This window comes from Priestia sp. JSM ZJ58 (genome assembly GCF_044383985.1).
GTDB classification, from domain to species: Bacteria; Bacillota; Bacilli; order Bacillales; family Bacillaceae_H; genus Priestia; species Priestia zanthoxyli.
In genome coordinates this window covers 587925-606415 of record NZ_JBISEM010000001.1, presented here as the reverse complement: position 1 = coordinate 606415, position 18491 = coordinate 587925, and the positions used below count along the sequence as shown (strand labels likewise).

The window sequence follows — 18491 nt, the reverse complement described above, 5'->3', positions numbered from 1 at the left end:
TGCTGACAGTCATAAAAAAACGCTACGCTCATAAGTGCACATACGTTCACCTACTCACTAAGATAAAACATTTAACCTTACACATCATACCATAGTTGGACTCAAAATTGGTTATCACAACATTACATTTTAAAAACATTTCATACAAAAATATCATCTACCTGTAAAAAATCGAAAATAAACCGCCAACAAAATCCGGCGTGCACTTGGATTTAAGATGACGGTTTACTTCAGTAGACCATTGCCTACTTGACATTATACAATTTTTTTCAATTAATAGCGAGAATATCTACTAACATTTAACAAAACTCCAACTGCTGCCAGCATGAGCGTCAGCGACGATCCGCCGTAACTTAAAAATGGAAGCGTAATTCCCGTAACAGGCATAAGACCTGTTACCACGCCTATATTGATCATGACTTGAATCGCAACCATTGAAATAATTCCTAAGGCTAAAAACGTTCCGTAAAGATCAGGTGCTCCGAGCGCTACTTTAATTCCTCTCCAAAGCAATAAGCTAAACAAAAGTAGAACAAGTGTTCCGCCGATAAAACCGAGCTCTTCTGCCAGAATAGCAAAAATAAAATCAGTTTGAGGCTCCGGCAGATAAAAGAACTTTTGTCTACTTTGCCCTAACCCTAATCCAAGCAATCCCCCCGGCCCAATTGCATAAAGAGATTGAATGATTTGAAACCCGCTTCCAAGCGGATCTTCCCAAGGATTTAAAAATGAGGTGATGCGTTTAATCCGATAAGGAGCTGATAAAACAAGCCCTACAAAACCGGCAACGCCAAGAAACCCAAGACCTGCAAAGTGACTTACCTTTGCTCCTGAAACAAAAATCATGACTAAACAAGTTCCAACAAGCACCGTTCCAGTTCCTAAATCCGGCTGCATCATAATAATGCCAAACGGTAAGAAAACCAGTAATAACGCCGGTAACATTCCTTTTCTAAAGGATGTAATTTTCTTCTGGTTTTCTGATAAATATTTCGCTAAAAATATAATCATAGCAAACTTCATAAATTCTGAAGGCTGAATCGAAAACGCTCCAACTCCTATCCAACTTTGCGACCCATTCCGTACTAGCCCTACTCCCGGAATCAACACAAGTACCAGCATAACAAAGCAAATGATTACAATTGGCTTTGCCCACGTACGCCACATCCAATAATCAATATTCATGATGACAAACATCGCGCATACACCAAGCCCTGCAAATAAGAGCTGGCGTTTAGCAAAGAAAAAAGAATCATTAAACTTGTATGTAGCCCATACCGCACTTGCACTGTATACCATGATAAGGCCGATGGTTAGCAAGGAAAGCGTAACGATTATGAGAAAAAAATCTGGGGTAGACCTTTTTGTCGACACTGTCACACACCTCTAAAAATAGATTAGGGCTAGTGTATTTTCTAGGTGTTTAGACAAGCCCTTATTTCAGTTTATGCACAGATTCAATAAAGATGTCACCACGTTCTTCAAAAGTTTTAAATTGATCCCAGCTTGCACAAGCAGGAGATAATAAAATAACATCTTCTTCATCTGAACAAGCATATGCTTCTGAAACTGCTTGTTTAACATTATCGACACGTTTTACAATTTGTATTCCCTCTTCTTTGGCTACGCGTTCAATTTTAGGAGCCGTTTCACCAAACGTAATAACAGCTTTCACATTTTTAAACTCTTCTTTTAAATCATCAAACTCATTGCCGCGATCGAGTCCGCCTGCAAGTAGAATCGTCGGCTGTGAAAAAGCGGAAAGAGCTACTTTTGTAGCAAGCATATTTGTAGCTTTAGAGTCATTATAAAACTTACGTTTGTTGATTGTCGTGACATATTGAACGCGGTGTTTAACACCAGCAAACGTTGTGAGCACGGAATAGATAGCTTCATTTGAACAGCCGTACAGCTTCACAACGGATACAGCTGCTAAAATATTTTCTTGATTATGTTTGCCTGGCAGCACCACATCTTTTAACGACATCACTTCTTCATCTTTAAAGAAAATCGTTTCGTTTTTAATATACGCTCCTTCTGTCGTTTGAGCTGTAACAGAAAAAGGTACTTTTGTCGCTTTAATATTTGCACTAGCTTTCATCACTAGCTCATCATCCGCATTAATAACGGCAAAGTCTTCACTTGTTTGATTGTTAAAGAGATTTGCTTTCGCTTTGATATATTCCTCTTTTGTACCATGATAGTCTAAGTGAGCATCAAACAAATTCAATAATAAAGAGATTTTCGGACGGAATTTTTCAATTCCCATCAGCTGAAAAGAAGAAAGCTCCGTTACAATTACATTGTCCTTTGTTGCTTTTTGCGCCACTTCACAAGCTACTGTTCCAATATTTCCAGCAATCAACGGCTGCTTTTGATCTTCTTCTAACATTTTATAAATGAGCGTTGTTGTTGTTGTCTTCCCATTGCTTCCCGTAATCCCGATAAAAGGAGCTTCGCTAATTTCATAAGCTAATTCTACCTCTGTTAAAATCGGAATATGTCGCTTTAATGCTTCTTGCAATAGAACATTTGAATACGGAATCCCAGGGTTTTTTACAATAACATCCGCTTTGTCTAAAAGCTCAAGCGGATGATGTCCACAGACAACTTCAATGCCCGTTTTTTCTAATTCCTGTGCTGCTGCGTTCTCTTCGTACGGTTTTTGATCATTAACGACTACTTTAGCACCAAGCTGTTTAACTAACTGAGCGGCTGCTAAACCGCTCTTGGCTAATCCTAAAATAAGTACTTGTTTACCTTGATACGTATTGACTGATTTCATTTAAATCCACACCTCGATATAAATTCCAAGCATTGCAAATAATAGTCCTACAGCCCAAAAAGTCATAACTACGCGCCATTCCGACCAGCCGCTTAGCTCGTAATGGTGATGAAGCGGGCTCATTTTAAACACACGTTTTCCTGTTGTTTTGAAAGATGCGACTTGAATAATAACAGATAATGTTTCAATAACAAACACACCACCGATAATAACAAGCAAGAATTCCATTTTCATTAAGACAGCCACCGTAGCGATAGCTCCTCCTAGCGCTAAAGAACCCGTATCTCCCATAAATACTTTTGCAGGATGGGCATTAAAAACTAAAAATCCTAACACAGCTCCTACTACAGCAACTGAGAAAATAGATAGTTCAAACTGCTCTGCATTCCAGGCGAGAACTGCAAATGCACCAAAAGCAATCGCACTTGTACCAGATACAAGTCCGTCTAATCCATCCGTTAAGTTGACCGCGTTTGAAAAACCAACAAGCCAGATGATGAGGAAAACAACATAAAACCAACCTAAATCGATTGGGTCTTTAATTCCTGGAATCGTCACTTCAGTTGAAAACTCAAACTGTCTTGCAATAAAGTAAAAAATAATTGAAATGACAACCTGACCTAAAAACTTTTGTTTAGATGTTAATCCAAGGTTACGCTTTAACACTACTTTTATAAAATCATCTAAAAATCCTAATAAACCAAATCCGATTGTGACAAATAATAATAGAAACGTCTTATATGTAAGTTCTGCATATTGATTGACCATAATAAGAGTTGCCACAATAATAGATAATAAAATCATGATACCGCCCATTGTAGGTGTACCTGATTTTTTCTGGTGAGATTTCGGGCCTTCATCACGAATACTTTGACCAAACTTTAATCTTCTTAAGAAGGGAATAAAAATCGGCGACAATACAACCGTAATCAAAAAGGCTACGCCGATTGTCAATAAAATTGATTGTTCTAGCACGATGTCCCCTCCTTAACTTCCAACTCATTCCGACTCATTTTGTTCTCTACCCATTTCATTACTACTTTCGCTCCTCAATCATTTTGCGTGCTACTTCTCGATCGTCAAAATCGAATACTTTTTTACCAATAATTTGATAGGTCTCGTGCCCTTTTCCAGCAATGACAATAACATCATCTGCATGCGCTGTTTCCACTGCATAGCGAATAGCTTCTGCACGATCAGCAATCGTCACATAGTTATCTGTATCCAAACCTTCTTCCATATCTTTTAAAATAGCCAATGGATCTTCACTTCGTGGATTATCAGATGTCAAAATAGCTTGTGTACTGTATTCAGCTGCAATCCGAGCCATGATTGGTCGTTTTGTACGATCTCGATCTCCGCCACAACCAACAATAACATATATATTGCGTTTTGCGAATTCTTTTACAGTTTTTAACACGTTCTCTAAGCTGTCCGGCGTGTGGGCATAATCCACGATAACCGTAAAATCTTGCTGCGCATCAACCACTTCAAAACGCCCAGACACACCTTCTAACACTTTTATTTCCTCGACAATAACTGACAGAGGGAGACCAGATACTAAACATGCAGCCGTAGCCGCTAATACGTTGTAGACGCTAAATTTCCCAATAAGCTTCATTTCTACAGAAACCGTTTCTGTCGGTGTTGTCAAATCGAACGTTGTGCCGCTGTTTGTAATTTGAATATTCGTTGCACGAATATCACTTTCACGGTCAATACCATACGTAATCACTGTAGCAGCCGTGTTTTTAATATATTCCTCGGTTGCCGCATCATCGACATTAAGAACAGCAAATTTAGGACGAGTATGGTTATAAGCATTTCCTAACTGTGCAAATAGCAACCCTTTCGCACGACGATAATCTTCCATTGTATGATGATAGTCGAGGTGATCTTGCGTTAAGTTACTAAATACCGCCACGTCAAAGTCGCACCCGTGTACGCGTCCTAAGTCAAGCGCGTGAGATGATACTTCCATCATCGCTACTTCTACATTCTCTTCCACCATTTGATTAAATGTTTTTTGAAGAGTCAGCGATTCAGGCGTTGTGTTTTTCACATCATAAGACGTATCACCAATACGAATTTCAATCGTTCCAATTAGACCCGTCTTTTTATGCTGTGATTTAAAGATATGCTCAATTAAATGTGTAATCGTTGTTTTTCCATTTGTGCCTGTTACACCAATTAAATGCATTTTTTGTGTGGGCTGATTGTAGAAAGCATCCGCCAGCACTGCCATTGCTCGCTTTGTACTCTTCACGCGTACAACGGGCACTTCTACATCCACAGGCTTTTCTGCTAAGATTGCTACTGCCCCTTTTTCCACAGCCATCTGTGCAAAGCTATGACCATCAACCGTATAGCCGTCTATACAAATGAACAATGCTCCGGGCTTAACTTCTCTTGAATCCATTTCAATTGACGTAATATCAATATTCTGTTCAGGAAGCTGAACAAAATCATGTAAATGTGTTAGTAGTTCTCGTAAATCCATTCCTACCATGTCCTCTCTATTTGTAAAGTGAAACGTTTGTTATAAGACGCTATGGCAACTATTCTTCTTTTTCTAGCACCTAACCTATTACATTTTACAGAAAAAGAAGCCCGGAGGGAACACCCCCAAGGCTTATTTGTTGATTTCATGTTCACACGCAGCGTAACCTGCTGATTATCATGCAAGGAAGAATAATAGTTTATAGAGATTTTTATTTTCCCATATAAATTCTAACCGTTTCGCCTTCTTTAACTTTCGTTCCGGCTGCAGGAGACTGCTTGACCACTTTATCTCCTTCGCCACTCACATCTAATTTTAAATTAAGTAGCTGTTCTTGTAACTCTTTTTTTGACATTCCTACGACATTTGGTACTTTTATCATTGGTGTGTCCAGCCACGTTAACTCTTTTTCAATTTGTCCTTTACGCGGTTTAACGTCCATCACACGTAAACTGTCTTCAATCATTTTACCTACAATCGGAGCTGCTACCACTCCACCAAACTGAATGGTGCCCTTTGGATTATCAACCGCAACATACACGACAATTTCAGGGTTATCTGCTGGTGCAACACCGATAAAAGAAACGATGTGATTATTTTTTAAATACTTTCCATTTTGAGCTTTCTGCGCCGTACCCGTCTTTCCTCCAACGCGGTACCCTTCCACAAAAGCTCCTTTTCCGCTTCCTTGTGCGACTACACTTTCAAGAGCAAAACGCACTTGCTTAGACGTTTCCTCGGAAATAACTTTTCGCTTAGCAACCGGTTTATGACTGCTTACAACTTTTCCGGTAGTTGGATCCACCCACTCTTTTGCAATATAAGGTTCATAAAGCGTTCCACCGTTTACGGCTGCGGAAACAGCAGCTACTTGTTGAATAGGCGTAACGGCAACCCCTTGCCCAAAAGCTGTTGTAGCTTGTTCAACCGGCCCTACGCGCTCAAGCGGGAACAAAATTCCTTTTGCTTCCCCTTGTAAATCAATACCTGTTTTTTGACCAAAGCCAAATTCTTTAATGTATTTGAACAATTTCTCTTTTCCTAAACGTTCCCCAAGCTCCACAAAACCAGGGTTACATGAGTTCTGTACAACTTCTAAAAAAGACTGCTGTCCGTGTCCGCCTTTTTTCCAGCAGCGAAGTCTCGCTCCTCCAACTTCCGCCGCCCCATCATCGTAGAATTGATCTTTTAGTAAATCCACTTTCTTTTCTTCAAGAGCAGCTGCCAGTGTAATAATCTTAAACGTTGATCCGGGCTCATATACGCTCCAGATTGGAAGATTGCGATTATACACCTCAGGCTTCACATTTTTAAAATCCGTCGGATCAAAGCCTGGACGACTTGACATACCTAAAATTTCACCGTTTTTAGGATTCATGGCAATGGCAATCATACCATCTGGATTATAAGCTGTCTGAGCATTATCCAACTCACGCTCCATGATTGTTTGCACACGTGAATCAATGGTCAATCTCAAATCGAGCCCGTCCACAGGCGCTGTGTAGTCATCGGCTATATTGGGCATCTTTTTACCTTTAGCATCAGAATACAATTTAACTGAACCTTTTTGTCCTTTTAGCTCTTTATCATAATATAATTCAAGGCCCGTTAACCCTTGATTATCTACTCCCGCAAAGCCTAATACATGCGACAAATAACTTCCAAACGGATAGTACCGCTTCGAATCCTCAGCTATATATACGCCTTTTAAATTTAAATTTCGCACTTCATTTGCTTTCGCATGTGAAATTTTTCTTCCTTCAGGACGCAAATATACGCTAGAAGAAGCTTTTGTTATTTGTTCATATACTTTTTCTTTTGATGCTCCCAGCACTTTTGCTAACTTTTCAGCCGTAACAGCTGGATTTTCAACTTGTCTTGGCATAACTAAAACGGTCGGTGCACTTTTATTTGTAGCAAGTGCCACATCCTTGCGATCTAGTATCTTTCCTCTTTCAGGTTCAAAAGGAATATTCCGACTCCATAAGTCTTTGGCTTTTTCAGTTAGCGTATCCCCAGTCAGCAACTGTACATATCCAAGCCTTGTATCAATAATCAAAAACACAATAAAACCGACAAACAAAACAATGGCTAGCCTTTTACGAACTGTGACTCCTGATACCCGCATATATTAGAACCTCCTCTGAATCGGCTCGTTCCAATATATGCTTGTACAGGATTCACTAGAACTTATTTTCTAGTCAAGTTGCTTATCGTCTTTTTTACTGTCAGATTCACTTTTTTCCGTTTCTTTTAGCTTATTTAACGTGCTTGAAAATTCTTTAGGCGTTTCAAGTTCCACTTTCAGGTACGTTCCTGCTTTTAGCGGATCTCCTGCTTTAATACTTTGACTTACAACATAACCATTTTCAAGTGCGCTAGGTCGAACGTTGACAAATTCACTAAAGCGAATAACGTCACGATGTGAAAAACCTGTTAAATCAGGCATTGTGGCTTTTCCGTTTGTCTTAATGAACACGCGTTGACCAGTGACAATGGTATCAGAAGTCGGTGATTGGCTTTCTACCGTATCTCCTTTACCTATTACAACAGGAACAAGCCCTTTTTGTTTTAAGTCTTTCACGGTACTATCAACTGATTCATTAACGTAAGATTTAAGCTTGATTTCTGAATCCACTTTCTTTTCTTTCGTTTCTTTTCCGTCTTCATCCGTTTTTTGAGGCTCCACTCCTAAATACTGCAGACTATTTTTCATCACCGGATTAAATACAGCTGTAAGCGGCGCAGTACCCGTTTCTTGAGGCGTGAGAGTTGGATTTTTAACGGCTACATAGACAAGGAGCTTTGGATCCTTAGCAGGTGCAAAGCCCATAAAGGAAATGAAATTTTTCCCGTGTCCATGCAGGTAACCTCCGGTAGGCCCAGGAATTTGAGCTGTTCCCGTCTTTCCAGCGACATCGTATCCTTCAATCGCGTAAGGTTTGCCTGTTCCATCATCAGAAGAAACAACGGTTTCTAAAATACCTAGCGTTTCGTTCGCTGCTTTTTTAGAAATAGGCTGGCCTACTACGGTAGGTTTTGTTTTCTTAATTGTTTTCTTATTTGTTTCATCGACTACTTGTTTAATCACGTAAGGCTTCATCATTTTCCCGTCATTTGCAATCGCAGTAGCCGCTTGAATTTCTTGAATAGGCGTAAAAGCAGACGCCTGTCCAAACGCAGTGGTTACGCGGTCTCTCGGGTACTTCGTCACTAACTTGCTAGAAGCTTCATTTGGCAAGTCAATTCCCGTCTTATCCATAAAGCCAAACTTGTCCAAGTATTTATACAAACGGTCGGTACCTAATTTTTCGTTGGCTAAAATGGCAACCGCTACATTTGAAGACCTTTGAATTCCTTCATTAAATGTAATAGCTCCCCAGCCGACTCCGCCGTTGTGATCGTTAATCGGAACGCTGTTTTTCGTTACTTTATAAGATCCCGACTGATAGCGGTCTTCGCCGTTATAAACGCCTGCATCAATCGCGGCTGCTAGCGTAAAGATTTTCATCGTTGAACCAAGCTCATAGCTGTTTTCAACAAACGGATTGCGATAAGAAGTGATATCACGAATATTTGGATCAAATGAAGGTCGGTTTGACATCGCCAAAATTTCACCGGTTTTCGGATTCACTACCGTTGCCATTAGCTCTTCTGGTTTATATTCTTTAGCAGCAGCTGTCATCGCATCCTCTAAAAACGTTTGAATTTTTTCATCAATCGTAAGCGTAACGCTGTCTCCGTTTTTAGGAGCTACAATTGACTCTTTTGGATCCGGAAGCTTAATTCCATTTTTAGCAGCTTCGTATTTTACATATCCATCTTCTTCAGAAAGCTGCTTATCAAATACTTTTTCAATTCCCATTTTCCCTACGATTTTACCCGTATCATCTTTTTGTGCATATCCTAAAATACTTGAGGCAAATACACCGTTTGGATAGAAGCGCTTCGAATCGCGTAAAAACGTGATGCCCGGGAGATTTAGTTTCTCAATTTTTTGCTTTAGCACGTTATCAATATCACGTCCGCCTGGGCCAAGTTCTACTTGGAAGGTACCACGTTTAATTCCTCTCGTTAACATGCTTTCAATTTTCGATTCGTCCATCTTCAACAATGGGGCTAATTTTTGAGCCGTTTTTTCTGGGTCTACCACATGTTGCGGGTGATCTTTATCTTTTGTTTGTTTTTTATCTAAAATCGCCACAACCGTATAAGCACCCGTGTCTTGGGCGATTGCTTCTCCATTTCGATCGTAAATCGTACCGCGCTGTCCTTCAATTTTAGACGTTCGCGTATGCTGTTTTTGTGCAATTTCGGCTAAAGCTTCTCCGTCTGCTTTGCCCGTCGCTTGGATGTAAAAGAACCTGATGGCTAATACAAAAAAGAGCAATGCAAATATTAAAATTAATATTGCTGCTCCTGTACTAATATTGCTATTTTTTCTTGGCGTAGTCATCGCAATTAATCGTTAACGACTTTTACGTTATTTTCATTCAATTTTAGTCCAAGTTCTTTTGCTTTTGTCCAAATACGATCGTATGCACTTAACTCTGTTACCTGTAATTTTAACTCATTGTTTTTTGCTTCTTGCTTGTCAATCTTTCCATCGAGTGATTGCACTTCTTCACTGATGCTATAAAGCGAAGATTGATTTGAAATGATTTGCACAGACCCAAACAGCATGAGTGCGACAAACCCAGAATACACAATTTTTTCACCAACCGTGATTTTTCTTTTTGTCTTTCGAACAACTTGACGTACCGTCTTTTGCTGCTTCTGCTGCTGGTCTTGCTCTCTTACTTTGTATGCTGCATTGTTCATTCTCGTCCCCTCCTCTTTGATTAAACCCTTTTATTAGACTAATTTCTCAACAATTCGAAGCTTTGCCGAACGCGCGCGCTTATTTTCTTCTACCTCTTCTTCTGAAGGTAAAATAGGTTTTCTTGTGATGACTTTCATTTTAGGTTTAAATTCTTCTGGAATAACCGGCAGTCCATGAGGAAGCTGCGGAACCGTGCTTGCATTTTTAAACGCTACTTTACAAATTCGGTCTTCAAGTGAATGGAAGGTAATAACACTTACACGTCCACCTTTTTTGATTACATCCATGGCCTGTTCAATTGCATCTTCAAATACTTGAAGCTCATCATTTACAGCAATGCGAATAGCCTGGAAAATCCGTTTTGCCGGATGTCCGCCCGTTCGTCTAGCTGGTGCTGGAATACCATCTTTAATAAGATCAACCAGCTCTAGCGTTGTTTCAATTGGTTTAGACTCTCGATATGCTTCAATCTTGCGGGCAATTTGTTTCGAAAACTTTTCTTCTCCGTATTGGAAAAAGATTTTTACAAGTTTTTCATAAGGCCATTCATTTACTACGTTGTACGCAGAAAACTTTGAGTTTTGATCCATGCGCATATCAAGCGGGGCCTCATGATGAAAGCTGAACCCTCGCTCTGGTGTATCCAACTGAGGAGACGAGACGCCTAGGTCAAACAATACTCCATCTACTTCTTCAATTCCATGTTTCATTAGCTGCTCTTTTAAATAGCGAAAATTACTTTTGATTAGAATAACTCTGTCTAGATACGGGGCTAATTTTTCTTTTGCATTTTCAAGAGCAACATCGTCTTGATCAAACGCAATTAATTTCCCTTTTTCTGATAGCTGTTTTACGATATATTCACTATGACCTGCTCCGCCAAGCGTGCAGTCGACATATACTCCATCCGGCTTAATATTTAAGCCTTCCGCTGCTTCTTTAAGCAAAACAGTTGTGTGATTAAACATTATGACACCTACTTCTTTCTAAACTACTTAGTTATGTATACAAAAAGCAAAAAACGGTGTTTTTCTTTGATATATATACACGTTTATATTATATATCAAAGTTCAACATTATTTCAGCTATTTATATAAGAATTAAGTAGAATTTTGTCTTTTTGTCACAAATAGTGTCATTTTGTTAAAAGTAGGACATATTCGTAGAATAAAATGTAAGGAATATAAGGTTTTTTTGTGTAATTAGAAATAAATACCTTATAAGGATTCAATTGGCTGACATTCACCTTGTAAACTTGTTCTCTTTTCCAAAATAAAAATCCTGCTTTTCAGCAGGATTTTATTAGACATAGCAGACTTTTAACTGGTGATTTAATTCGACTTCAGCACTTAGTAAATCTGACACAAATTGCATACCATAGCCGTTTAAATAATACATAATATTCCACATGCGTTCTTGTGGAGCATTGTAGGGACGAAGAGCAAGTTCAATTTGAGCATATTTTGAATGCTTCACATCGTGCTTAATGAGCTGTTTGGATTCGACAATCTTTTGAATGGTTTCAAACTGCTTTTGAATAATCGCTCGATTTTTAAGCATGACTTCATCAAATGTTTTGTCTTCTTTTTGAATATTTTCACGAAGAGTTTTATGAATTTTTTCAAAATCTTCTTTCGCTTTTTCAAAATACATTTCGTACGGGTTGTGAACTTCTGTCTTAAGCCAGTGCTCCCTCTCTGCATCTACGCCTTTGTTAATGACATTCGAAAGGTCTAACTGAAGTTCATCCATATACTTCTCGATATGTCTTTCTACGATTGCATAGGATAACCTCGGAACCACGGGAGGCATTTTAAAGCTAAATAAAGAAAATGCTTTTTCAAGCTCTGCCCAATACGCTACTTCCCCTGGACCTGCAATAAACGCAAGGGTAGGAAGTAAGTACTCCTGCATAAGGGGTCTAGTCACAACGTTATTACTAAGAAGCTCTGGCGTTTGTTTAGCAATTTGAACCAGCTCTTCTTTAGACAGCGCGAGTTCATTTTGCTTTCCAACAAACCGCTCTTGCTCTGCGTCTCTTTCTAAAAGTACTCTGTTTTCGTTGTGTGAATAAAAGAGATGGGCCGTTTCTTCTCCCACTTCAATCATTCGTCCGTATTGTTTTTGAATCTCTGTTTGCTGTTCCATAACGGCTGACGATAATTTGTCATTTTGTTCAATTAACGTCACAAAGAAAGAAGATTCAATGTTGCGCACTTCTTTAGAAGCTGCATCCATTAAAATAAGACCTGACTCTGCAAACAATGTGGTAACCAAATGAGCAAAGAAATCGACATAGGTACGTGATTTATCTAACGCCTCTAAAACAAAGTGTAACACCTGATTTGTATGCGCCGTTTCGTTAAACGTTTGAAAAACATCACGAACCCAGCTTCTACAGGCTTCATGATCTAATTCGATTTGAGAAACCATTTGCTTTTTCTTTAAAGAATGCTTTAACGTTTTCTTTAAAAGCTGGTTTTTATGCTCTGTGTATACATGGTTGATCTCAGCAAAATCATGATCTTCTCCAGCAATCCAAAATACCGGAAGCACGGGCACGTTTAGAGCTGCCTCTTGTTGTTTAGCTAGCAGCACAATTGAAATCACTTTATGAATGGTGTACAAAGGACCCGTAAGCAGCCCCGCTTGCTGACCTCCAACGACCACTACGCTGTTAGGATCTTTTAGCTTTTCAATATTTTCAATCGTCTTAGAAGATGCTCCGTAGCGCTTATTAAAATCAAGCAGATACTCAGCAAGCTGTTCTCTTGGATAAGACTGCTTTTGAACGTCCGCTAAACGTTTTTCATATACGTCTTTTTCGTGTATATTATAATGAAAAAAGGAAAGTGCTTGCTTTTCACCTTTTATGTAATCGTTCGTTAGTTTGTTTCCCGCCTTTAAAGAGACGTCTGTAATCTCCATGAAAGAACTTCCTTTCTTTTCCTAATACTTATATTCTCTACATATAGCTTCATTATCCATAATGTAACTGCTCACGTCTAGTAACATGCTTTACAGAGAGGAAATACGAAAAGCGATTCCACCTATATTTAACACAATATGTGCAATAAGAAACAAAACGAAATTCATCCGAAAGAACCCTTTCGCAATAAGCTTCATTTCTAAGTCATGTTTGACTTTCCAATGTACAAACATCATAATCATTGCCACAACTAAAAGGACTAACGCAATCAACCACAAAAAAGAGTGCCCAAAAATTTCCACAGCTGCATAATGCACGGACAAAATAAGAAAAACCGTAGTAATGTACGTTGCTATGTGGACAGATTTCCTTTTATTTTTCGTCAGTTTGCGTAAAAGCATGTATAGAATAAAAAAACCGACGAGCGGCAGAGTGACAAACGTCGCAAAAACGCCAGCAATAAAACTTCCCATGTTACTCACCCTTTTCTTCTTCGATTCCTTTTATTGACCTATATAAAAAGTCAACAATAGGCGTCGACGTTCTTTTTTCAGCAGCTTGTGTTTGGATATAACCTAAGATAGCATCAATCTCGGTTTGCCGCCCCTCCTGTATATCTTTTAGCATAGAAGATTGATTTGTACTCGTGCGCGAACAAACCCCCATCGCATTTTCCCAATAATTAAAAGCTGAATCCAGTTTTAACACATCTGCAATCTCTTCATACAATAGACGCATCGTTTTATAAAAGTAGCTGTTGTGAATCAGCTGCCCATTTTTCACGCGATACAGTGCCGTAAGAGGATTAATGAGCGCATTTACAACTAATTTCTTCACCAGCATCGCATACCAATCTTTTTCAATTACCCAAGGAAAATTCACAATCGGTAAGATAGACTCCATTTCTCCTCTGTACGAAGCAATACGAGTTGTTCCTATTCCTGTATGATGGACGCTATCCATATTTGTACGCATTGCCCCATGTTCAACTGTACCCAAATAGAGAGTGCGCTGCGGGAGGTTTTTGAGAATTTCAATATGGCTCATACCGTTTTGGATAAACAAAAGGGGAGTATGTATAGTAAGGGTTTTAATAAAAGGAATAATCTCTTTTAAATGATACTGTTTTACAGTAATAATGATTAAATCTGCTTCTTTTATGTTTTTTTCCAGAGGGATAGCACTGACTTTTTTCGTGTGATGTTCCCCTTGTCTATGTAAGGTAATTCCATTTTCGTTAATACACTTTGCTTGAGTTGGTGTTTTCGTGTACAAGGTTACATCATAACAATCTGATAAATACGCGCTAAACAACAGACCTAATGATCCGCCTCCAATAATACATATAGTTTTCATCGTATTTTTTGTTCCTCTTTCTATTATTGAGTTTCATTTTAGCAAAAAAATGCTTTGAATTAAATGCATTCTTTAAATTTTACCTATTCATATAGCCCGTGTGATTAAAAATCACCGGGCTTATTGTAAATTATTTAGAGTGATCCCGTTTTTTTCTATTATACGGGATACACCGGATGTTTACGACGGCTAAAGGTCACATTCTTTGTTTCATATAATCGAAAGCGGTCAATTAACGTTCGACGCAGTTCGTTAGCAGGAACGATGTCGTCAATAATAAGTTCAGATGCCAGCGTATAGATATCGATGTGTTCTTTATACTCTTGCTGTTTCTGTTTAACAAACATGAACCGCTCTTTCGGATCTTCAATTTCATTAATTTTATTAGAATAGACGGCATTTACTGCAGCTTCAGGACCCATTACGGCAATTTGAGCAGTAGGCAATGCAATGCAGCAATCTGGTTCAAAAGCCGGACCAGCCATAGCGTAAAGCCCTGCGCCATAAGCTTTACGCATGACTACGGAAATTTTAGGAACTGTAGCTGAACTCATCGCTGCAATTAATTTGGCTCCATGTCTAATGATGCCAGCTCTTTCTACTTTGGTTCCAATCATAAATCCAGGCACGTCAGCTAAAAACAGCAAAGGAATATGGAATGCATCGCACAATTGAATAAATTTTGCGCCTTTATCTGCTGAATCTACAAACAGCACTCCCCCTTTAACTTTTGGCTGATTAGCAACAACCCCTACTACTTTTCCATCTATTCGTGCAAGCCCTGTTACCAATTCGGCGGCAAACAGTTTTTTTATTTCAAAAAAGCTCCCCTCGTCAATAAGGGTATCAATTGCTTCATAGATATCAAATGGAACATTTTGATTCTCCGGAATTAGTTCTACTAAATCTTTTGTCTGCTTAGGCTCTTTAGCTTTTTGTACTTTAGGCTTCTCTTGATAGTTTTGTGGAAAGTACGTTAAATAAGATTTGGCATACGAAATAGCTTCTTCTTCAGAATAAGCCAGCACATCCCCGCACCCGCTAACGCTGCAGTGCATATGCGCTCCTCCCATTTCTTCTAGCGTAACCTTTTCTCCAATAACGGCTTCGGCCATACGCGGCGACCCTAAGTACATAGAAGCGTTCCCATCTACCATCACAACAATATCACAAAATGCAGGGATATAAGCCCCTCCAGCTGCTGACGGACCGAAAAGCAAACAAATTTGAGGAATGACGCCGGAAAGTTTTACTTGATTGTGAAAGATCCTTCCAGCTCCTCGGCGGTTTGGAAACATATCTAATTGATCCGTAATACGAGCTCCCGCGGAATCCACCAAGTACAGTAAAGGCACATGCAGTTTTTCTGCAACTTCTTGAATCCGAATAATTTTTTCTACTGTTCTAGCCCCCCAAGACCCTGCTTTTACAGTAGAATCATTAGCCATTACACAAACCGTTTCACCGTTTACTTTTCCAATCGCAGTTACAACACCGTCTGCCGGCAAACCTTCGGCTTTATTATTTGCAAACATACCGTCTTCTTCATATTTCCCGTCATCGAATAAAAGGGCTAAACGATCTCTTACAAAAAGCTTCTGTTGTTTTGCAAGTTTCTCTTTATACTTCTCGGCGTTGCCACGCTCTACTTTTTGACGATTTTCATCATATTTTTTCTGAGATTCACCTGTATGTATCATGATATCTCTCCTTTATGAGTTATGAAATAGTCACCAAAACGTCGCCTTCGTTCACAAAATCTCCCACGGCTATATGGACCGTCTCTGCAATACCGGCTTGATTGCTTTCAATAGGAATTTCCATTTTCATAGATTCTAATACAACAACAACTTCTCCTTTGGCTACACTTGCTCCTTGCTGAACAAACACATTAAATACCATGCCTGCCATTGTCGCTTTGATTTCACTCATTGTGGTGCTCCTCCTTTATTTAATACTGTTGATAATAACGATGTGTTGTAGGCGCCTTTTTCATATAACTCTTCATTTAACAACTGCTTAAATAGAGGAATATTTGTTTTGATTCCCTCTACAACAGCTTCTGTAAAATATGATTTAGCTAGTTCAATTGCATTTGAACGCGTACGACCAGTAATGATAACCTTTGCAATCATTGGATCATAAAAAGGTGTAACCGCATTCATATCACTGTAGCCGCTATCCACGCGCGCGTAGGTTCGCTCCGGCAAGTGATAACCCGTAATTTTCCCCGGAGCCGGTAAAAAAGTAAACGGATCTTCTGCATAAATTCGAAATTCAATGGCGTAGTTATTTGCTGCTATTTCCTCTTGCATACGAGGAAGCTTTTCACCGCGCGCAGCTAAAATCTGCCACTTAACTAAATCGACCCCTGCAATTTGCTCGGTGATCGGATGCTCAACTTGCAGCCGCGTGTTCATTTCAAGAAAATAAAAATTTTCGTCTTCATCCACGATAAACTCCACCGTACCCGCATTATAATAGCCGATTGCTTTAGCCGCTTGAACGGCTTGGTTTTGCATGGCTTGTCGCGTACTTTCTTTTAAAGCAAGCGCAGGGGCTTCTTCAATCACTTTTTGATTTCTTCTTTGTACAGAACAATCGCGTTCAAAAAGATGAACGACATTACCATGCTGATCTCCAAAGACCTGTACCTCGATATGTTTTGCGTTTGTGATAAGCTTTTCAATAAACATTCCTTCATGACCAAAATATGCTTTTGCTCTTGCTTTTGTTGAGGCATATACTTGTTTTACTGCTTCTTCGTTATCGCAGCGCACCATCCCAATTCCTCCGCCGCCTCCGCTTGCTTTTAACATAACGGGATATCCAATTACCCCCGCTACTTTACAAGCCTCTTCAACCGACGTCACATCACCTTCGCTGCCGGGGACAACAGGTACACCCGCTTCTTTCATCGCAGCGCGGGCAGCAATTTTGTCGCCCATCATCGAAATGATTTCGGGAGAAGGACCGATAAAACAAAAACCTTCATCAATCGCTCTTTTAGCAAATGCACTATTTTCCGATAAAAATCCATATCCAGGATGAATGGCGTCTACTTTTTCTTCATGACTAATTCTAAGCAGCTCTTCCACATTCAAATATGACTTTTGCACAGGAGGCTCTCCAATTCGACGTGCTTTTGTAGCCGCTTGAACATAAGGAAGTTCTGCATCTGCATCGGAATAGACAGCCACCGTTTCAATGCCCATTTGTTTGCATGTATGAATAATACGAAGAGCAATTTCTCCTCGATTTGCAATCAGTATTTTTTTCACCTTTCTCTCCCCTTTCCTCAAATTTCTACTTTCCCCCATATAATTCTACAATAATTTTAAAACTCCTCTACAATTTTTGAAAACGCTTTCTATTTGAATTCTGTTTCCCTTTTGCCTCCTTTCTAAAAAGTGATGTTTATAGTAATGTATTCTTCGTATTTAACCGAAAGAATTCATTTTTCTTTGTGCGCATTGAATATTCGTTCACCAATCACGAAAACAGAATATTTTGTATTTTTGTTATATAATATTAGATGAACGAACCAATCCAGTTCGTTCATCTAGCAAGGAGACATAACAAGGGGGATATGGGATGAATTACGAAGTGAAGCATTTAAAAATTAATTTTAAAACGCTAGAAGAGTTCAAGAAATTCAAAGAATATGGCATTCAAGAACTTTCAATGCTAGAAGAATTACATGCCAAGATTTCCGATAATGAAATAAATTCTCCGTTTTACGGCATTTATTTTGGAAATAGCTTAGTGGCTCGCATGAGTCTCTATAAACGAAACAAACAGTACGATCAATATTTCGAGCCGCCTCAAACGTATATTGAAGTGTGGAAACTTGAAGTGCTCAGCGATTTTCAGCGCAAAGGATTAGGTCAAACGCTCGTTGAATATGCCAAATCCTTTCAATTACCTATCAAAACAAGCCCGCGAGTAAAATCGAGTGATTTTTGGTCAAAAATGGGGTTCGTACCTGTAACGTATGATATCGATCGTGATTTGGGAGAAAACCCTCTTATTTGGCTACCAAACGGTGTAAGCGAACAAAAATAAACAGCTGATTTCCAGCTGTTTATTTTATATCTAT

The 18491-nt window shown here is 39.2% G+C and carries 15 protein-coding genes; 1 reads left to right on the top strand and 14 read right to left on the bottom strand.

Features of this window, described 5'->3' with window-relative positions; translation table 11 throughout:
• Window positions 1–273 precede the first annotated feature (273 nt).
• The 14 genes from spoVE to ACH6EI_RS03075 form a co-directional block, all read right to left on the bottom strand.
• Window positions 274–1374 carry a stage V sporulation protein E gene (gene spoVE, locus ACH6EI_RS03140; protein WP_099331256.1) on the bottom strand — a complete coding sequence of 367 codons (1101 nt, stop codon included), beginning with the start codon at window positions 1372–1374 and terminating at the stop codon, window positions 274–276.
• A gap of 61 nt (window positions 1375–1435) precedes the next feature.
• Entirely contained in the window at window positions 1436–2785 is a 1350-nt protein-coding gene (gene murD, locus ACH6EI_RS03135; protein WP_028411474.1) for a UDP-N-acetylmuramoyl-L-alanine--D-glutamate ligase, read from the bottom strand.
• Entirely contained in the window at window positions 2786–3760 is a 975-nt protein-coding gene (mraY, locus tag ACH6EI_RS03130) for a phospho-N-acetylmuramoyl-pentapeptide-transferase (RefSeq protein WP_013058961.1), read from the bottom strand.
• Between the two features lie 61 nt (window positions 3761–3821).
• On the bottom strand, window positions 3822–5285 hold the full coding sequence (locus ACH6EI_RS03125) for a UDP-N-acetylmuramoyl-L-alanyl-D-glutamate--2,6-diaminopimelate ligase (protein WP_028411475.1): 1464 nt from the start codon (window positions 5283–5285) through the stop codon (window positions 3822–3824).
• A gap of 211 nt (window positions 5286–5496) precedes the next feature.
• Complete coding sequence (locus tag ACH6EI_RS03120) at window positions 5497–7413, bottom strand: stage V sporulation protein D (protein ID WP_108674312.1); 1917 nt, start codon at window positions 7411–7413, stop codon at window positions 5497–5499.
• 69 nt (window positions 7414–7482) lie between these two features.
• Complete coding sequence (locus ACH6EI_RS03115; RefSeq protein ID WP_028411476.1) at window positions 7483–9741, bottom strand: penicillin-binding protein; 2259 nt, start codon at window positions 9739–9741, stop codon at window positions 7483–7485.
• A 5-nt stretch (window positions 9742–9746) separates the two neighbouring features.
• Window positions 9747–10106 (bottom strand): cell division protein FtsL, encoded by a 360-nt coding sequence (gene ftsL, locus ACH6EI_RS03110; RefSeq protein ID WP_028410764.1) that lies wholly within the window; start codon window positions 10104–10106, stop codon window positions 9747–9749.
• Between the two features lie 33 nt (window positions 10107–10139).
• Window positions 10140–11075, bottom strand: a complete 936-nt coding sequence (gene rsmH, locus ACH6EI_RS03105; RefSeq protein ID WP_028411477.1) for a 16S rRNA (cytosine(1402)-N(4))-methyltransferase RsmH — start codon at window positions 11073–11075, stop codon at window positions 10140–10142.
• Window positions 11076–11409: 334 nt separating this feature from the next.
• On the bottom strand, window positions 11410–13035 hold the full coding sequence (bshC, locus tag ACH6EI_RS03100; RefSeq protein ID WP_394530454.1) for a bacillithiol biosynthesis cysteine-adding enzyme BshC: 1626 nt from the start codon (window positions 13033–13035) through the stop codon (window positions 11410–11412).
• Window positions 13036–13125: 90 nt separating this feature from the next.
• Window positions 13126–13509 (bottom strand): DUF3397 domain-containing protein, encoded by a 384-nt coding sequence (locus ACH6EI_RS03095; RefSeq protein WP_013058968.1) that lies wholly within the window; start codon window positions 13507–13509, stop codon window positions 13126–13128.
• A 1-nt stretch (window position 13510) separates the two neighbouring features.
• Complete coding sequence (locus tag ACH6EI_RS03090) at window positions 13511–14392, bottom strand: 2-dehydropantoate 2-reductase (RefSeq protein ID WP_098999566.1); 882 nt, start codon at window positions 14390–14392, stop codon at window positions 13511–13513.
• A 158-nt stretch (window positions 14393–14550) separates the two neighbouring features.
• Entirely contained in the window at window positions 14551–16092 is a 1542-nt protein-coding gene (locus ACH6EI_RS03085) for an acyl-CoA carboxylase subunit beta (RefSeq protein WP_098999565.1), read from the bottom strand.
• Between the two features lie 19 nt (window positions 16093–16111).
• The gene (locus tag ACH6EI_RS03080; protein ID WP_098999564.1) at window positions 16112–16324 is read right to left on the bottom strand and encodes a biotin/lipoyl-containing protein; all 213 of its coding nucleotides are present in this window, start codon (window positions 16322–16324) and stop codon (window positions 16112–16114) included.
• A complete protein-coding gene (locus tag ACH6EI_RS03075; protein ID WP_028411481.1) occupies window positions 16321–17673 on the bottom strand; it encodes an acetyl-CoA carboxylase biotin carboxylase subunit in 1353 nt (450 codons plus the stop codon). Before ACH6EI_RS03075 ends, ACH6EI_RS03080 begins: the two co-directional genes overlap by 4 nt.
• A gap of 313 nt (window positions 17674–17986) precedes the next feature.
• On the opposite strand from ACH6EI_RS03075, the gene ACH6EI_RS03070 reads away from it, so the two are divergent.
• A complete protein-coding gene (locus tag ACH6EI_RS03070) occupies window positions 17987–18457 on the top strand; it encodes an N-acetyltransferase (protein WP_013058973.1) in 471 nt (156 codons plus the stop codon).
• The last annotated feature ends 34 nt before the right edge of the window (window positions 18458–18491 follow it).

Excerpts from the sequence above, each read along its gene's own strand:
- murD (WP_028411474.1), bottom strand. The coding sequence starts at position 2,785 with ATGAAATCAGTCAATACGTATCAAGGTAAACAAGTACTTATTTTAGGA.
- ACH6EI_RS03125 (WP_028411475.1), bottom strand. The coding sequence starts at position 5,285 with ATGGATTTACGAGAACTACTAACACATTTACATGATTTTGTTCAGCTT.
- ACH6EI_RS03120 (WP_108674312.1), bottom strand. The coding sequence starts at position 7,413 with ATGCGGGTATCAGGAGTCACAGTTCGTAAAAGGCTAGCCATTGTTTTG.
- ACH6EI_RS03115 (WP_028411476.1), bottom strand. The coding sequence starts at position 9,741 with ATGACTACGCCAAGAAAAAATAGCAATATTAGTACAGGAGCAGCAATA.
- ftsL (WP_028410764.1), bottom strand. The coding sequence starts at position 10,106 with ATGAACAATGCAGCATACAAAGTAAGAGAGCAAGACCAGCAGCAGAAG.
- rsmH (WP_028411477.1), bottom strand. The coding sequence starts at position 11,075 with ATGTTTAATCACACAACTGTTTTGCTTAAAGAAGCAGCGGAAGGCTTA.
- bshC (WP_394530454.1), bottom strand. The coding sequence starts at position 13,035 with ATGGAGATTACAGACGTCTCTTTAAAGGCGGGAAACAAACTAACGAAC.
- ACH6EI_RS03095 (WP_013058968.1), bottom strand. The coding sequence starts at position 13,509 with ATGGGAAGTTTTATTGCTGGCGTTTTTGCGACGTTTGTCACTCTGCCG.
- ACH6EI_RS03090 (WP_098999566.1), bottom strand. The coding sequence starts at position 14,392 with ATGAAAACTATATGTATTATTGGAGGCGGATCATTAGGTCTGTTGTTT.
- ACH6EI_RS03085 (WP_098999565.1), bottom strand. The coding sequence starts at position 16,092 with ATGATACATACAGGTGAATCTCAGAAAAAATATGATGAAAATCGTCAA.
- ACH6EI_RS03080 (WP_098999564.1), bottom strand. The coding sequence starts at position 16,324 with ATGAGTGAAATCAAAGCGACAATGGCAGGCATGGTATTTAATGTGTTT.
- ACH6EI_RS03070 (WP_013058973.1), top strand. The coding sequence starts at position 17,987 with ATGAATTACGAAGTGAAGCATTTAAAAATTAATTTTAAAACGCTAGAA.